15 protein-coding genes and 2 tRNA genes are annotated in these 14,315 nt (G+C 37.3%); 9 read left to right on the plus strand and 8 right to left on the minus strand.

All coding sequences use genetic code 11. From position 1 onward, the window contains the following. Window positions 1-10: 10 nt before the first annotated feature. Complete coding sequence (locus V3Z67_RS07110; protein WP_330442649.1) at window positions 11-766, plus strand: ferritin-like domain-containing protein; 756 nt, start codon at window positions 11-13, stop codon at window positions 764-766. A gap of 26 nt (window positions 767-792) precedes the next feature. Continuing rightward, window positions 793-1,617: a ferritin-like domain-containing protein gene (locus V3Z67_RS07115; protein ID WP_157481714.1), complete on the plus strand. Its 825-nt coding sequence runs from the start codon at window positions 793-795 to the stop codon at window positions 1,615-1,617. 56 nt (window positions 1,618-1,673) lie between these two features. Here V3Z67_RS07115 and V3Z67_RS07120 read toward each other — a convergent pair whose 3' ends face one another. From V3Z67_RS07120 to V3Z67_RS07130, 3 genes are all read right to left on the minus strand, one after another. Beyond that, complete coding sequence (locus V3Z67_RS07120) at window positions 1,674-2,267, minus strand: hypothetical protein (protein WP_330442650.1); 594 nt, start codon at window positions 2,265-2,267, stop codon at window positions 1,674-1,676. 140 nt (window positions 2,268-2,407) lie between these two features. Next, window positions 2,408-2,489: transfer RNA gene (locus V3Z67_RS07125), tRNA-Leu, on the minus strand. A 222-nt stretch (window positions 2,490-2,711) separates the two neighbouring features. Next, a tRNA-Leu gene (locus V3Z67_RS07130) sits at window positions 2,712-2,793 on the minus strand. Between the two features lie 145 nt (window positions 2,794-2,938). Here V3Z67_RS07130 and V3Z67_RS07135 point away from each other — a divergent pair. The 7 genes from V3Z67_RS07135 (at window position 2,939) to V3Z67_RS07165 (ending at window position 11,164) form a co-directional block, all read left to right on the plus strand. After that, a complete protein-coding gene (locus tag V3Z67_RS07135; protein WP_330442651.1) occupies window positions 2,939-4,327 on the plus strand; it encodes a dipeptidase in 1,389 nt (462 codons plus the stop codon). A gap of 314 nt (window positions 4,328-4,641) precedes the next feature. Then, window positions 4,642-5,172 carry an RNA polymerase sigma factor gene (locus V3Z67_RS07140; protein ID WP_330442652.1) on the plus strand — a complete coding sequence of 177 codons (531 nt, stop codon included), beginning with the start codon at window positions 4,642-4,644 and terminating at the stop codon, window positions 5,170-5,172. Window positions 5,173-5,175: 3 nt separating this feature from the next. Next, window positions 5,176-6,099 (plus strand): energy transducer TonB, encoded by a 924-nt coding sequence (locus tag V3Z67_RS07145; protein WP_330442653.1) that lies wholly within the window; start codon window positions 5,176-5,178, stop codon window positions 6,097-6,099. Between the two features lie 266 nt (window positions 6,100-6,365). After that, window positions 6,366-6,734: a BlaI/MecI/CopY family transcriptional regulator gene (locus V3Z67_RS07150; protein WP_330442654.1), complete on the plus strand. Its 369-nt coding sequence runs from the start codon at window positions 6,366-6,368 to the stop codon at window positions 6,732-6,734. A 112-nt stretch (window positions 6,735-6,846) separates the two neighbouring features. Beyond that, window positions 6,847-8,112 carry a M56 family metallopeptidase gene (locus V3Z67_RS07155; RefSeq protein ID WP_330442655.1) on the plus strand — a complete coding sequence of 422 codons (1,266 nt, stop codon included), beginning with the start codon at window positions 6,847-6,849 and terminating at the stop codon, window positions 8,110-8,112. Window positions 8,113-8,129: 17 nt separating this feature from the next. Next, the gene (locus V3Z67_RS07160; protein ID WP_330442656.1) at window positions 8,130-9,920 is read left to right on the plus strand and encodes a M56 family metallopeptidase; all 1,791 of its coding nucleotides are present in this window, start codon (window positions 8,130-8,132) and stop codon (window positions 9,918-9,920) included. 143 nt (window positions 9,921-10,063) lie between these two features. Beyond that, entirely contained in the window at window positions 10,064-11,164 is a 1,101-nt protein-coding gene (locus V3Z67_RS07165; protein WP_330442657.1) for a DUF4407 domain-containing protein, read from the plus strand. Between the two features lie 29 nt (window positions 11,165-11,193). On the opposite strand, the gene V3Z67_RS07170 is transcribed toward V3Z67_RS07165, so the two are convergent. Genes V3Z67_RS07170 through hemW form a run of 5 tightly spaced genes read right to left on the minus strand, consistent with a single transcriptional unit; the run spans window position 11,194 to window position 14,310 of the window. Then, window positions 11,194-11,613, minus strand: coding sequence for a 3-hydroxyacyl-ACP dehydratase FabZ family protein (locus V3Z67_RS07170; RefSeq protein WP_330442658.1), 420 nt, complete (start codon window positions 11,611-11,613; stop codon window positions 11,194-11,196). Window positions 11,614-11,666: 53 nt separating this feature from the next. Beyond that, window positions 11,667-12,032, minus strand: coding sequence for an MmcQ/YjbR family DNA-binding protein (locus V3Z67_RS07175; protein ID WP_330442659.1), 366 nt, complete (start codon window positions 12,030-12,032; stop codon window positions 11,667-11,669). Window positions 12,033-12,045: 13 nt separating this feature from the next. Further along, window positions 12,046-12,399 carry a DUF4260 domain-containing protein gene (locus tag V3Z67_RS07180; RefSeq protein ID WP_330442660.1) on the minus strand — a complete coding sequence of 118 codons (354 nt, stop codon included), beginning with the start codon at window positions 12,397-12,399 and terminating at the stop codon, window positions 12,046-12,048. Next, window positions 12,399-13,160, minus strand: coding sequence for a cyclase family protein (locus V3Z67_RS07185; protein WP_330442661.1), 762 nt, complete (start codon window positions 13,158-13,160; stop codon window positions 12,399-12,401). Before V3Z67_RS07185 ends, V3Z67_RS07180 begins: the two co-directional genes overlap by 1 nt. Window positions 13,161-13,176: 16 nt before the next feature. Beyond that, window positions 13,177-14,310: a radical SAM family heme chaperone HemW gene (gene hemW / locus V3Z67_RS07190; RefSeq protein ID WP_330442662.1), complete on the minus strand. Its 1,134-nt coding sequence runs from the start codon at window positions 14,308-14,310 to the stop codon at window positions 13,177-13,179. Between the last annotated feature and the right edge of the window lie 5 nt (window positions 14,311-14,315).

Genomic DNA, 14,315 nt, shown 5'->3' on the forward strand with positions numbered 1-14,315 from the left:
ATTTTTAATTATGAAAAAAGTAAAAGTTGAGGAAGTAAAATCAAACCTGACCAACAGGCGAAGCTTCCTTAGAATCAGCGGGCTTGCCATTGCGGGAACCGGTCTTGTTATAGCAGGATGCAGTAACGATGATGATGGTGGTATGATGACAGATCCACCGGTAGATAACCAGCTTCCCGGCGTAAGAAACGGAGTATTTGACCTTGGTGGCGGAGATGCCGGTATTCTTACTTATGCTTATGCTTTAGAACAGCTTGAGGCTGATTTTTATACACGAGTAGTAAACGGAAACAATTTCGGTTCTGTTTTCAGTAGTGAAGAACAATCGGTTCTTACTGACTTATACAGACATGAAGTAGTACACCGCGAGTTTTTCAGGGCAGCACTGGCAGGCGCGCTGAATGACCCTGACCGCGTATTACCGGATTTAGATTTTGATTATGGCGGACTTGATTTCGGTAACAGATTACAGGTGCTGAATACAGCAAAAACACTTGAAGACACTGGTGTAGCAGCTTACAACGGTGCCGGACGTTACATTACAACACCTGATTATCTTGTAATAGCAGGTAAAATTGTATCGGTAGAAGCAAGACACGCATCGGCTATCAGGAGCTTACTAAACCCTGGATCAGCAGATTTTGCAGGAGACGATGTGATTGATGCAAATGGGCTAGACCTTGCACAAATGCCTTCAGAGATTTTAGCAGCGGTAGGTTCGCTGGGTGTGGTACAAACACCTTTCACAGCACAGTTCTTACCATAATCAACTAACATTTAAACTTCAGCATTATGAATATTTTAAAATTTATAGAGTCGTTTACTGATGATAATTTACTAAACAGTAAAAGCTCCAGAAGAGATAGTTTTAACCAGTTTAAAACATTAGGAAAAAATGCAGCTTTAGCTTCCCTGCCTTTGGGTATTGCATCGCTTGTACTGGCTCCTACAAAAGCTAATGCAGCAGCTACCGCATTTATGACTACTCAGGATACTCCTACCACTGCCCTGCAATTGGCACTGATACTTGAATACCTTGAAGACGAATTTTACCAGATGGCACTTGACACTAACGGACTTATTCCGGCTGCCGATCAGGCAATAATAGCACAAATATCACAACACGAAGCAGCACACGTACAGTTCCTTTCGAGTGCATTAGGAGATATGGCTCCGGAAAAACCCGATTTTGATTTTACCGTAGGTGGTGCTTTTGACACTTTTGGAGATTATCCAACATTCATGGCTTTAGCACAGGCTTTTGAAGATACAGGAGTTCGTGCTTATAAAGGTCAGGCAGGCAACCTGATGTCTAACGGGGATTTACTTACCGCAGGATTACAAATACACTCGGTTGAGGCACGCCATGCTTCACAGATAAGAAGACTGAGAGGACAAAAAGGATGGATTGTAGGTAGTGACCGTGGCGGATTACCGGAAGCAGCACAGGCCGTTTATGACGGAGAGGAAAATGCAATGCAGGCTGGTTTCAATACCGCATCGGTAATGGCTACAAACGGACCTGATATCCCTGCAGCAGCCGGACCGGAATCGTTTGACGAAATCCTTACCGGACAACAGGCAAGCGATATCGCTTCCCTATTCTTTGCACAATAAACATAAACATAATTTTAGTATATAGAGTTGGTTTTTAAAAGCCATAAGAGATAATCTTATGGCTTTTTTATATGTTTCCACGGCCTACCATTAGCACCAAAGCTATTTAGCGCACTCATAGCTACATGCATGGAAATAGGCTCGTATTCACAAGTTGCCTTTTCTACAAAGCGTATTTCCCCTCCTCCCATATTTGGAGCATCGGGTATAAATACACTCATAAATTTATCATCCCCTTTATCAGTAATAAAAGCCAGCAGGTAAAAATCACCATCCTTTAACAATATGGCTTTCCACGCCCCTTCTACCCCGGCACGGTTTTCATCAATAAGCCTGTATTTAAGCACCTGTAAACTGGGTACTACCAAAAAAAGCTGCTGTTCCATTTTTTTACCCCATTGCCTCACAAGCCCTATTTGGATTAGCATCCCGGCTACATAACACAAAAAGATAATGAGCAATACACATATAACAGTTAAAGTGGCAGCACCAAAAACGGAATGAATATTTAATCCATCGGAGATTTTTTGACCTAACGGAATTAAAATCTGAATGGCATGATTAATAATTATAAGGATAAGCACTAAGGGAATTACCAAAAAAAGCCCTCCTAATATTACTGCCCTGGTTGGTTTTTTAATGATTGACATAGGCAAAAGGTTAAGTTAGTGATTAAAAACAAGGTAAATACACTAACTAATTTACGGACTTTTTTGATTATCCGATAAATAAACACCTGAAAATGAGATTATTTGAAATAAAAAAAGCCTCTGATTTCTCAGAGGCTTTGTGCGGGTGATAGGACTCGAACCTACACACCGTGAGGCACCAGATCCTAAGTCTGGCGTGTCTACCAATTTCACCACACCCGCAGGCCGATAATAAAACTAATAGTGTGTTTCATTATTACGGCTGCAAATATACGCATAGTTTTTAAACTTCAAAGTAATTTTTGACCTCTTATTTAAATAAATTTTCACTTTATTTAACTCTAAAATGCAAGTCACACAAAATAAGCGCGAATAAAAACAAATAAAATAATCAGATAAAAAGGATGGAAATAAAAAAAGCTCCTGAAAATCAAGAGCTTTTTGTGCGGGTGATAGGACTCGAACCTACACACCGTGAGGCACCAGATCCTAAGTCTGGCGTGTCTACCAATTTCACCACACCCGCAGGCCGATAATAAAACTAATAGTGTGTTTCATTATTACGGCTGCAAATATACAACTACTTTCAAACAAACAAAGAAAAAACGAAAATTTTTTTCATTTTATTTTTTTGTATTTTTGGGCGTCAATTCTATATCATTAATTATAAGATGGATAACATAAAAAGCTATGTCGGACAGCATAAAGACCGATTTATCAACGAACTTGTTGAGCTATTAAAAATACCTTCGGTAAGTGCCGATAGCGCCTATTCTCAAGACGTGATAAACACTGCCGAGGCAGTTAAGGAAAGCTTGGAAAAAGCAGGCTGCGATAAAGTAGAGCTTTGCGAAACTCCGGGATACCCTATCGTATATGGTGAAAAATTTATAGACCCAAACCTTCCTACAGTATTAGTATACGGACATTATGATGTTCAGCCACCAGATCCTGTAGAGCTTTGGACTTCCCCTCCTTTTGAGCCGGTTATCAAAGAAACAGAACTACACCCTGAAGGCGCAATATTTGCACGTGGGGCATGTGATGATAAAGGTCAGATGTACATGCACGTAAAAGCGTTAGAGTACATGACTCAAAACGGAAACCTGCCATGCAACGTTAAGTTCATGATAGAAGGTGAAGAAGAAGTAGGGTCACCAAGCCTTAGCTGGTTTGTGGAACGCAATCAGGAAAAACTTAAAAATGATGTGATATTAATTTCGGATACCGGAATGATATCTAACACTCAGCCATCTATCACAACAGGACTAAGAGGACTTAGCTATGTAGAGGTAGAAGTTACAGGCCCTAACCGCGACCTGCATTCAGGTTTATATGGTGGTGCTGTGGCTAACCCAATCAACATACTGGCAAAAATGATTGCCCAGCTTCACGACGAAAACAACCACATTACTATCCCGGGCTTTTATGATAAAGTTGAAGAACTTTCACGCGAAGAAAGGGATGAAATGGCAAAAGCGCCTTTCTCTCTTGAAGCGTACAAAAGAGCTCTTGATATTGATGATGTGTATGGTGAAGCAACTTACACAACAAACGAAAGAAACTCCATTCGCCCTACACTTGATGTAAACGGTATTTGGGGTGGTTATACAGGCGAAGGTGCTAAAACGGTTATTGCAAGCAAAGCCTATGCAAAAATCTCTATGCGTTTAGTACCTGATCAGGACTGGAAAGAAATCACTGAACTTTTCACTAAGCACTTTGAAAACATTGCTCCAAAAGGAGTAAAAGTAAAAGTTACACCTCATCACGGAGGTCAGGCTTACGTTACACCTATAGACAGCATAGGGTATCAGGCAGCGGCGGCAGCTTATGAAGAAAGTTTTGGAGTTAAACCTATCCCTGTTCGTTCGGGCGGTAGTATTCCAATTGTTGCCCTTTTTGAAAAAGAACTGAAAAGCAAAACCATAATGATGGGCTTTGGCCTTGACAGTGATGCTATCCACTCGCCAAACGAACATTTCGGAGTATTTAACTACCTTAAAGGTATTGAAACTATTCCGTTGTTTTATAAGCACTTTACAGAGATGAGCAAGTAATAAATCATCCTACAAATAAAAAAAATCCACCAGTAGGTGGATTTTTTTTATACCATTACAACCCTTTTTATTCTAACAGCATCTTTAAAAGAAAGAATCAAGGCCACACCGAATGAAGTATACTTTTTTTGTGGCATTGCTCGTTATAATATCGGAAAAACAATCACTGTACAGAAGCACCGTTGTTTAGACAATAACTAAACAACTTAATTAATTTTGTAAATTTAGAGCAGGAATACACAAGAAAAAAGCTTTCTAGATCCGCAAAAAAGAGAATAACCATCCGAAATAACCGGCAATAGCTACAACCATAAATGACCGAACAGCAACTTATACAAGGCTGCAAAAAACAAGACAGGCTTGCCCAAAACCGTGTCTACAATACCTATGGCACAAAAGTAATGGGTATATGCAAGCGTTATATGAAAGACCACGAGCGCGCCGAGGAGATGCTAATGAACACCTTCCTCACGGTTTTTCAGAAAATTGAACAATATAATAACCAAGGCAGTTTTGAAGGCTGGATTTTACGCATAGCCGTTAACTGCTGCCTTATGGAGTTAAGAAAGAAAACGAATTTTAAAAATGAAATAAGTACTGATGATATTGCTATCGCAGTAACAGACAATGAAAGCAACCTTTTGGATAATGATATCGAAAAAATGCTGAAATGTCTTCCGGAAGGAGCGCGAATAGTATTTAACCTATATGCTATTGAAGGCTATAAACATGCCGAAATAGCCGAGAAAATGGGCATTAGCGAAGGCACGTCTAAATCACAGCTTAGTTATGCCAAAGAAAAATTAAAGAAAACCTTTTTTAGTTCACAAATCCTAAAACAATAAACAATGAAAGATAACGAATTGTTTAAGTATTTTAAAGACCGAACTGACATATTTGATGAGCAGCCGGGGGATCAGTTGTGGGCTAAAATTGAAGGACAGCTTAGCAATACGCCACCTGCAAATACAGCAACAAAAGCAGCTTTGAAAAAAGGTTTTGTATTGAAGTCTTTATTAATAGGCGGAGTTTTATCGGCAGGAATAGCATATGCCATTATCAGTCTTAATAAAACTGAAGACATAAAAGTTACTGAAACAAATACTCCTGCTCCTGTTGTAAAGCAAACAGACAATATTCAAAACACCAAAGAAGACTATATAGTACCTGAACCTGTTATTGAACCTAAGTTGTTCATTGAAGAACCAGAACCTAAGCAGGCATCAGCCCCTAAAACAGAGGAGAAGAAAACTGATCTGGTTGTTGTTAAACAGGAAAAACAAACTAATGTAGCACAGCAACCTAAAGCAGGGAAAACTAAAAGTAAAAAAGAACAACCAACCAACCAACCAATATTGACAACCGTACCTGTGAAAACAGCGACGGAAAAAACTGAGACAGCTCCTGTAGAAGAAACAAAACCAGTTCAAATACAGGAGAAATCTCAGGAAGAAACCATTTTTAATGAAAGTGAGCTTAGTAAAAGTCCAGATTTTCCGGGCGGCATTCAGGCTTTTTACAACCTAATAAACCGCAAGTTTATTATTCATGAAAAAATCCCGCCGGGAAAATACAAAGTAATGATTTCTTTTGTTATTAATGAGGATGGAACATTATCAGACATAAAAACAACAGAAGACCCAGGTTATGGTATAAGTACTGAAGTCTTAAAAATATTTAATTCCATTGATGAAAAATGGACACCGGGAGAAATAGACGGTAAAGCAGTAAAAACAAATTACTCTTTGCCATTTAGCATTTCCATTAAATAACCAATAAACAACCTACACACCTTCCATTTCTTATACCTTTTTTAATTTATTTAGAAGAAAAATCCGTTACTAGTAACGGATTTTTTTTATACCCCTCCCAACCTTTTTAATTATTTAGTTCTCTATATAAATAACCATACCTTTTTATCTTAATTACTAACTAAACTCACTAATCCACCCCTAACCGGGTGGATTTTTTATTGAAAAAAGTTGCACATATTATTTTTTATTCTACATTTGTAGAAACAATTCTAAAATTGTAGAACATGCAGCTTACAAAAACAGAAGAACAGGTAATGGAACTTTTATGGAAACAGGAAAAAGCTTTCATGAAAGATTTGATGGATGAGTTCCCTGATCCAAAACCCGCACCCACTACTCTTGCCACGCTTTTAAAACGAATGACCGATAAAGGCTTTGTAGGATATAAAGAGTATGGAAAATCGAGAGAGTACTTCCCTATGGTTAAAAAAACCGACTATTTTTCAAAACAGGTTAACGGCATAATCAAAAACTTTTTTAATAATTCTGCTTCTCAGTTTGCCTCTTTTTTCACAAAGGAAACAAACATGAGTACTAAGGAGCTGGAGGAACTAAAAGCTATTATAGACAAAGAAATAGCTAAGAAGAAATAACACTATTATAATTGTAATAAACAATGGCATTAAAAAATGCACTATCAGCAACCAATTTTACATGGCTCTTACCCTACTAAAATTAACAACAGACACTCCTAAAAATTAAGTTATGACTGAATTTCTTATAAAATCGGCAATAAGTATGGCTGTACTCCTTATGGTTTACAAGCTGTTTTTAGAAAAAGAAAAAATGCATCTGTTTAACCGAATATATCTGTTAACAAGCCTTGTATTTTCTATTTGCGTGCCATTTATAAGTATTCCTTCAATTGCTAATTACAGTAAAAACATTAATGAATTACCACAAATAGCATTAGATGAGATTATCATAACCCGAGAAAGTGCAGGTTTTGACATACAGTTTTGGCTTATCTTAATTTACACATCCATTACTTTATTACTTGTCATAAGATTCATAAAAAACATACTATCCTTTGTTTCTAAAATAAAGAGTAATAAAAAAATAAAATATAAAACAGCAACATTAGTATTATTACCATACAACACCTTACCACACACCTTCCTTGAGTACATCTTTATAAGTAAGGATGACCATAATAAAAATGCTATTGAAAAAGATCTCTATACACACGAGTTAGCGCACGTGAATCAAATGCATACTATGGACATCCTGCTTATAGAGATGTTTAAAACCCTGTTTTGGTTTAATCCTGTTTTATATTTCTACAAAAAAAGTATACAGCTTAATCATGAATTTTTAGCCGATGATGCTGTAATAAACAACAATAAAAACACTACAGGTTATCAAAACCTATTACTCAAAATGGCATCCGGAAGCCATACTGTTGCACTGGCCAGCAACATTAATTTTTCTATAACTAAAAAACGATTTGTTATGATGACTAAAACCACACCACGATTTTTAGCAATAAGCAAACAACTGCTTGTTGTTCCGGTAATGGCAGGACTGTTTTTAATATCCTGCGCAGATAATGAAACAAAACCAGAACCTGAAACAAATTCTGTAAAGGAAATTCCAACCGTAATTGAAGAAGGCACCGTAAAACCTGAAGTAAGTGCTCCAGAAGCTGATGAAGTACTTAATCCATCTGGACTTACAAAACAACCTGAATATCCGGGAGGCATGCCTGAGTTCTATAATTACATCAATAAAAACTTTACAATCCCAGATGTAAAAGAAAATAAAGTGCTGAAAATTTACATCTCTTTCGTTATTGAAAAAGACGGATCAATGACTAACATTAAAGTATTACGTGATCCTGGCTATGGTGCCGGAGAGGAAGCGGTAAGAGTACTTAAATCAGTACCTGAAAAATGGATACCCGGAGAAATGGATGGTAAAACGGTAAGAAGTAGCTATACCCTACCTATTACATTAAACATAGGCGACTAAAATAAAAAGGCTAAACCATGAGTGAATTTCTTATAAAATTGGCAATAAGTATGACGGTACTTTTCCTGTTGTACAAACTTTTCCTTGAAAAAGAAAAAATGCACCGTTTCAATAGGTTTTACTTATTGTTTAGCCTTCTATTTTCGTTGTGCCTGCCATTTATAACCATACCGGTATATGTTAGCATACCTACTATCCCTATTGAGAACCCTGTAACGGTATCCAATATTGTTATGAGTCCGCAAATACCATATAGTTTAGGACCTGATGTAGTATTACAACCAAAAACAAACTACATACCATACATTATTTGGAGTATATACAGCATAGTGACATTGTTACTAATTATAAGGTTTGCAATAAACATTACCAGGTTTTACAGGCTTAAAAAAAGGAATCAAAATATTCCTTATAAAGGTGTAACACTAGTACTTATTGATAACAATATACTTCCTCATACTTTTTTAAACACTGTTTATGTAAACAAAGAGGAGTATGAAAACCAGGCTATAGAGCCCGAACTTTACAGTCATGAACTCACTCATGTAAAGCAGCGACACACACTAGACATACTGTTTATCGAATTGCTAAAAACAATATTATGGTTTAACCCGCTGCTTTACTTTTATAAAAAAGCCATACAGCTTAATCACGAGTTTCTGGCCGATGAGAATGTAATTTATAAAAACGATATTATTTCTTACCAGCAATTATTGCTAAACAGGAGTCAGCAAAGGGCTCCAATTGCAATACTGGCAAGTAACCTTAACTTTCCCATAACTAAAAAACGATTTGTTATGATGACCAAAACCACACCCAAAATCAAAACACTGGCACTTAAAGTGGCTTCGGTATTAACCGTTGCCGGAATAGTATATTTTTTAAGCACAGAAAATGTAGCTTATGCCGGTACACAACAAAACAAAACACTTACAGCAACCGATTCTGTTAGTCCTAACAGCAGAAGAGATGAATATTTTAAAGGAGTAAGAATAATAATTCAGGATAGTGTTAGAAATGTATTTATAAATTCGCCTTATGAGAAACTTACTTTAAAACAGAAACAACTATACCTCGCTACAGTTCCAAAGAAAAAAGATAACCCAGATGGCGTTAGCGAAGAAGATTACAAATTCTCATTAGAACAGAAAGACAGTTATTTTTACATTGATAATATTAAAATAAGCAGGGAAGAATTCCTTAAGCATAAACGTGAAGAATTTGCCTCAACAGGATTCAAAATGTTTGGAGAAACAAAAGCAGGTGAAGAAATGTCAATGACATTTATGTTATATTACTACACCTATCCTTACTATAACAAACACATAAAACACTTAAATGATCATTATCCTGAAGAAACCTGCCAAATAACCATAAGTAAAAAACCTGTTCCCGATAGTTTTAAAATTATAAAATCAGGGAGTGAAATAGGCAAAAGTGACAAAGAGGTTATAGATATGAGACAGGAAACAACGATAAGTGCTGCTACCTATAATTTTGAAGAAGACAATGCAAAAACAGCACACACCAGAGATGCTGCATTCCCCGGAGGAAACGAGGCATTTGACGCTTATATCAGTAAAAACCTTGATTTGGATAGTATTATAAAAGATAACGAAGCATTTATAGGCTATACTATAAACACCGATGGTTCGGTTACTCATGTAAAACTATATGGCGATAATGATGAAAAACTTAATGATGACATAAAAAAAGTTTTTGAAGCATCTCCCAAATGGATTCCTCAACAAAAAGACGGAAAACCTATTACAGTCAATAGAGTGTTTACTTACCGTAAAACCAAATAACCACACCATCTTACTATATTACCAAAATCCGCCCTATAAAGGCGGATTTTTTATTTATAACCTAAAACATATCAACACATTATAACATTTACAGTAAAAAACGCATTACCTTTGTTACATCATCAATCAAAAATCAAATCATCATGTTAAAACGTTTTTTCATTATCTGCTCTGGGGCAGATAAAAAACTAATCTATTCCTGCTCTGACGGCGAACAGAATAAATATGCCGGTATAGGAGCCACCGTTTTCTTTACGGCTGTTATGGCATTTATTGCCGCAAGCTATGCCCTGTATACGGTTTTCGACAATATTTACACCTCTGTATTCTTCGGTTTGATATGGGGACTGCTTATTTTTAACCTAGACAGGTTTATCGTCTCCACAATCAGAAAGAGGGAGCGCTTTGGTCAGGAACTACTACAGGCAACACCGCGTATTATTTTAGCACTTATCATTGCTGTGGTTATTTCAAAACCGCTGGAAATAAAAATATTCCAAAAGGAAATAGACACCGTACTGCTTAAAGAGAAAAACGAACTGGCAATGGCCAATAAAAAACAGGTCGCCGATTATTACCAGTCTGACCTAGACAGGAACAAAGCATCTATTGATAGTCTTAAGTCGGAAATTGTACAAAAGGAGAAGGAAGTAAATGACCTTTATTCCACTTACATTACAGAAGCCGAAGGTACCAGCGGCACTATGAAACTGGGCAAAGGACCTGTTTATAAAGAAAAAAGGGATAAGCACGACACTGCCCTGGCACAACTGGACACACTACGAAAAAGGAATGAAGCAAAAATAGCAACAAAAGAAGCTGAGGCGATTACCCTTAGAAGCAATTTGGATAAAAAAATTACCGAAACCCAACCCATAATTGATAAGTTTGACGGACTCATGGCACGCATCAACGCACTTAATAAACTGCCGTTGCTTCCGTCCCTGTTTATAATGCTACTGTTTTTAGCCATAGAAACAACCCCTATAATCGCGAAATTACTTTCTCCTAAGGGTGAATACGATTTTAAACTGGAAGACAGTGAAACAGCCTTAAAAACGAATTTAGCACAAAACAAACATCAGCGCGAACTGATGCGAACTACCGATGCCGAAATTTATGATGATGTATATGCCGAAATAAGGCAGGATAAACAACTGTATGACTACAAGAAGAAAAAGGCTATAGAACTGCTCCAAATGCAGGCCGACAGTTTTAGTGAAAAACAAAAAAACGTTATGTAACAAAAAAGAACCCAATGGGTTCTTTTTTGTTAATCTATCCTGATAGACATCCAGGTAGCTTCCATAATAAGGGCGTCCCCTACATATGCCTTGCCTGTTTGTTTGATTATTTTTTCGCTCATCCGTATATTGGTGACTTCATGCCTAACCTCATCGTTGTATTTCACTACATCAAAAAAAGCCGACTGCTCAATATGGACCAGGGCAAAAATTCCTTTATTAACTCCCAGTAACCGCACACCAGCGCCTCCGCATTGCGCCATAGACTCTAAAAGTATAGTGTTTGGCACTACACCTTTGCCGGGAAAAGTCCATTTTAAAAGTAAATTTTCAGAATCAAAAACTACCGTACCTACAATTTGATTGTCTTTTGCCGAAACAATTTCGTCTACAAATAAAAAAGGGTATCGGTGAGGTATAAGCTGTTCAATATTAGTAGTGGTTTCCATAATCTAAGTAAGGTCAAACAAAGTATAACATCTTATCATGCTTACTTATTGCCTTAACTACCACTTATTTCTGCCTGTAGTTTTTTGGTAAGGCTTTTAAATACCAGTTCGTACGAATGATCTATAAGTTCCAGTAAAAGCTTTTGAGGGACATCACTGTTTACCGTAACCGTATTCCAATGCACCTTACTCATGTGATAACCGGGTTTTATACCCTCATATTCGGCACGAAATTCCTGCGCTCTATCGGGATCACATTTTAAATTTATTGAAGGTGTATTGGCTTCCCATCCTTTTAGTGAAGAAAGCGCAAACATTTTTCCGCCCACTTTAAACACAAGTGTTTCCTCATCAAACGGAAAGTGTTCGGTAACGCCTTTCTTGGAAAGGCAGTAATCATAGTAAGACTGGATATTCATAATTAGTAGTTACTTAGTTTTTCCCTATCTCTCCCAAATGGGTAAATTTAAACCCGTTTTCATATTTGAGTCCGTACCCAAACATCCTGTCCATACTGGAATGTGCAAACCATATTACACCAATTAGCTGTAAGAGCTGATTAGAGTAATACACTCCGGCTAAATACAACAGTATTGCCACACCCCTGTGATGGAAAAAATTATAAGCCCATGCCCCGGCTTTATTGCCAAACACATAACCTATCATTGAAAAATCAGGCACCAGGAGTAACACCAAAAACCACCACCATGCATAATCCAGTTGGCTAAAAAAATAAATCCCCAACAAAAACAGGGCGGCTTCCTCCAGTTTTATAAGTGTTTTCATTACAGTTTGTACAATACAGGTTTACTTGGACTGGCATCGTTCTCAAAAGATGCTATTTGTAAATTTAGTAAATAACTCCCATCGGCCACCGTATCGTTTACATAAATCATTTCGGTAATGGTGGCATCATGCCTGGCGTCGGCATTCAGGTTGTTTACATCTTTAACATTCCAAAAAGCTTTATGAGCAACCAGCTTCCCTTCGTCCTTCTCTTTATCTACACTAGGCAAATCGATTAAAAGATGCTTTATACCACACTCACGTATATAAGCCGCTGCTGCCTCTTCCAGATAAGGCGGATTGGTATTGCTGTAGTTTTTAGATTTTTTAATCGCTTCATTAGGCAGGGTACGGATAATAATTGCTCCCGGTGATTTACCCTCCAGTGCTTTTTCAACCTGACCGCGGGTAATAACAAGATCTTCCCCATCCACCTCAGGAGTAATCGAAATTACTTCGGCTAAAAAGAAAAATTGCTTTAACGACTGGTTTATGCTGTAAAATTCTTTAGTTATATGTCCCAGGCATTCGGTATGCGTACCGTGACCATGCGGATTAAAGAATATATTATTAAAGTTTGTAGACGAACCCTCGCTCACCTTCCCTACCCAGTCACCCATTTTTACGGGCTCTATTATCGGTTTATCTATGTACCATGCAATAGGATTAGCATCGGTATTAGTTAAAGGGATGGAAATATCTATAGGGTTTGAAAAATCAACTTGGTAAGTAGTATTGTTATGCTGTATGGTAGCTTTCATGTTTTGTTTGTTTATGCTATTCCAAATTTATAAAAAACAGGTCACTGGCTAAACCATCGGCAAGAAACTTTCCTTTTGAAGTAGTTTTTAAAACATTATCCTCCAACGAAAGCAAATCGTTGCCAATAAAATTAGCAGCCTCATTTAGAAGATGTTTTTTGTACAATAAGCCAAATTCCTGCTCAACCCTTGTTACTGATACACCCCAAATGGTACGTAAACCTGTCATTACATATTCGTTATACCTGTCGGCTATGGTTAGCTTTTCCTTTTCGGCAGGCAACTCATTATTTTCAAGAGCTTTTAGATACAAGGCGTTATTAGCAATGTTCCAGCTGCGTGAAATTCCGTCATAACTATGTGCAGAAGGTCCTATGCCTAAATATTTTTTACCAAGCCAGTAGGCCGTATTATTTCGGGAAAAATAGCCTTCCTTTCCAAAATTAGAAAGTTCATAATGTACAAAGCCATTTTCCTGAAGTTTTTCGGTAAGCAACATAAAATGTTCATGGGCAACCTCATCACTCGGTTGGGCAATGATCCCTTTTTGTACAAAATTATGTAGTGCCGTTTTGGGCTCTACTGTAAGGGCATAACTTGATATATGGGGTACTCCAAAAGACAGTGCCTTATCTACATTTTGCAGCCAACGCTCATTTGTCATTCCCGGAACACCATAAATAAGATCGATAGAAATGTTATCAAAATACTTAACCGCTTCGGTAAGGCATTCATTAGCCTGTTGTGCATTATGTGCACGGTTCATCATTTTAAGATCGTCTTCAAAAAACGACTGTATTCCAATGCTTAATCTGTTTATTCGGGAATTTGCTAATTCGGTTATGCGGCTAATTGAGAGGTCGTCCGGATTGGCCTCAAGGGTAATTTCAGGATTATTTGATACCGTATAGTTTTTAAGAACCGTATTGATAAGAAACTCTATTTCCTGATTGGTTAATACCGATGGTGTACCGCCCCCAAAATAAATAGTTTCGACCGTTTGACCTGTAAATTCATTTTTCCTTATGCTAATTTCCTTAGCAAGTGCCGTTACCATTTCCTGCTTTTTCTTCATGGAAGTGGAAAAGTGGAAATCACAGTAGTGACATGCCTGCCTGCAAAAAGGAATATGAATATAAATACCTGCCATCGCTG

The sequence above is a fragment of the Flavobacterium sp. C4GT6 genome, from assembly GCF_036347315.1.
In the GTDB taxonomy this organism is placed as follows: domain Bacteria; phylum Bacteroidota; class Bacteroidia; order Flavobacteriales; family Flavobacteriaceae; genus Flavobacterium.

Excerpts from the sequence above, each read along its gene's own strand:
- V3Z67_RS07110 (WP_330442649.1), top strand. The coding sequence starts at position 11 with ATGAAAAAAGTAAAAGTTGAGGAAGTAAAATCAAACCTGACCAACAGG.
- V3Z67_RS07115 (WP_157481714.1), top strand. The coding sequence starts at position 793 with ATGAATATTTTAAAATTTATAGAGTCGTTTACTGATGATAATTTACTA.
- V3Z67_RS07120 (WP_330442650.1), bottom strand. The coding sequence starts at position 2,267 with ATGTCAATCATTAAAAAACCAACCAGGGCAGTAATATTAGGAGGGCTT.
- V3Z67_RS07135 (WP_330442651.1), top strand. The coding sequence starts at position 2,939 with ATGGATAACATAAAAAGCTATGTCGGACAGCATAAAGACCGATTTATC.
- V3Z67_RS07140 (WP_330442652.1), top strand. The coding sequence starts at position 4,642 with ATGACCGAACAGCAACTTATACAAGGCTGCAAAAAACAAGACAGGCTT.
- V3Z67_RS07145 (WP_330442653.1), top strand. The coding sequence starts at position 5,176 with ATGAAAGATAACGAATTGTTTAAGTATTTTAAAGACCGAACTGACATA.
- V3Z67_RS07150 (WP_330442654.1), top strand. The coding sequence starts at position 6,366 with ATGCAGCTTACAAAAACAGAAGAACAGGTAATGGAACTTTTATGGAAA.
- V3Z67_RS07155 (WP_330442655.1), top strand. The coding sequence starts at position 6,847 with ATGACTGAATTTCTTATAAAATCGGCAATAAGTATGGCTGTACTCCTT.
- V3Z67_RS07160 (WP_330442656.1), top strand. The coding sequence starts at position 8,130 with ATGAGTGAATTTCTTATAAAATTGGCAATAAGTATGACGGTACTTTTC.
- V3Z67_RS07165 (WP_330442657.1), top strand. The coding sequence starts at position 10,064 with ATGTTAAAACGTTTTTTCATTATCTGCTCTGGGGCAGATAAAAAACTA.
- V3Z67_RS07170 (WP_330442658.1), bottom strand. The coding sequence starts at position 11,613 with ATGGAAACCACTACTAATATTGAACAGCTTATACCTCACCGATACCCT.
- V3Z67_RS07175 (WP_330442659.1), bottom strand. The coding sequence starts at position 12,032 with ATGAATATCCAGTCTTACTATGATTACTGCCTTTCCAAGAAAGGCGTT.
- V3Z67_RS07180 (WP_330442660.1), bottom strand. The coding sequence starts at position 12,399 with ATGAAAACACTTATAAAACTGGAGGAAGCCGCCCTGTTTTTGTTGGGG.
- V3Z67_RS07185 (WP_330442661.1), bottom strand. The coding sequence starts at position 13,160 with ATGAAAGCTACCATACAGCATAACAATACTACTTACCAAGTTGATTTT.
- hemW (WP_330442662.1), bottom strand. The coding sequence starts at position 14,310 with ATGGCAGGTATTTATATTCATATTCCTTTTTGCAGGCAGGCATGTCAC.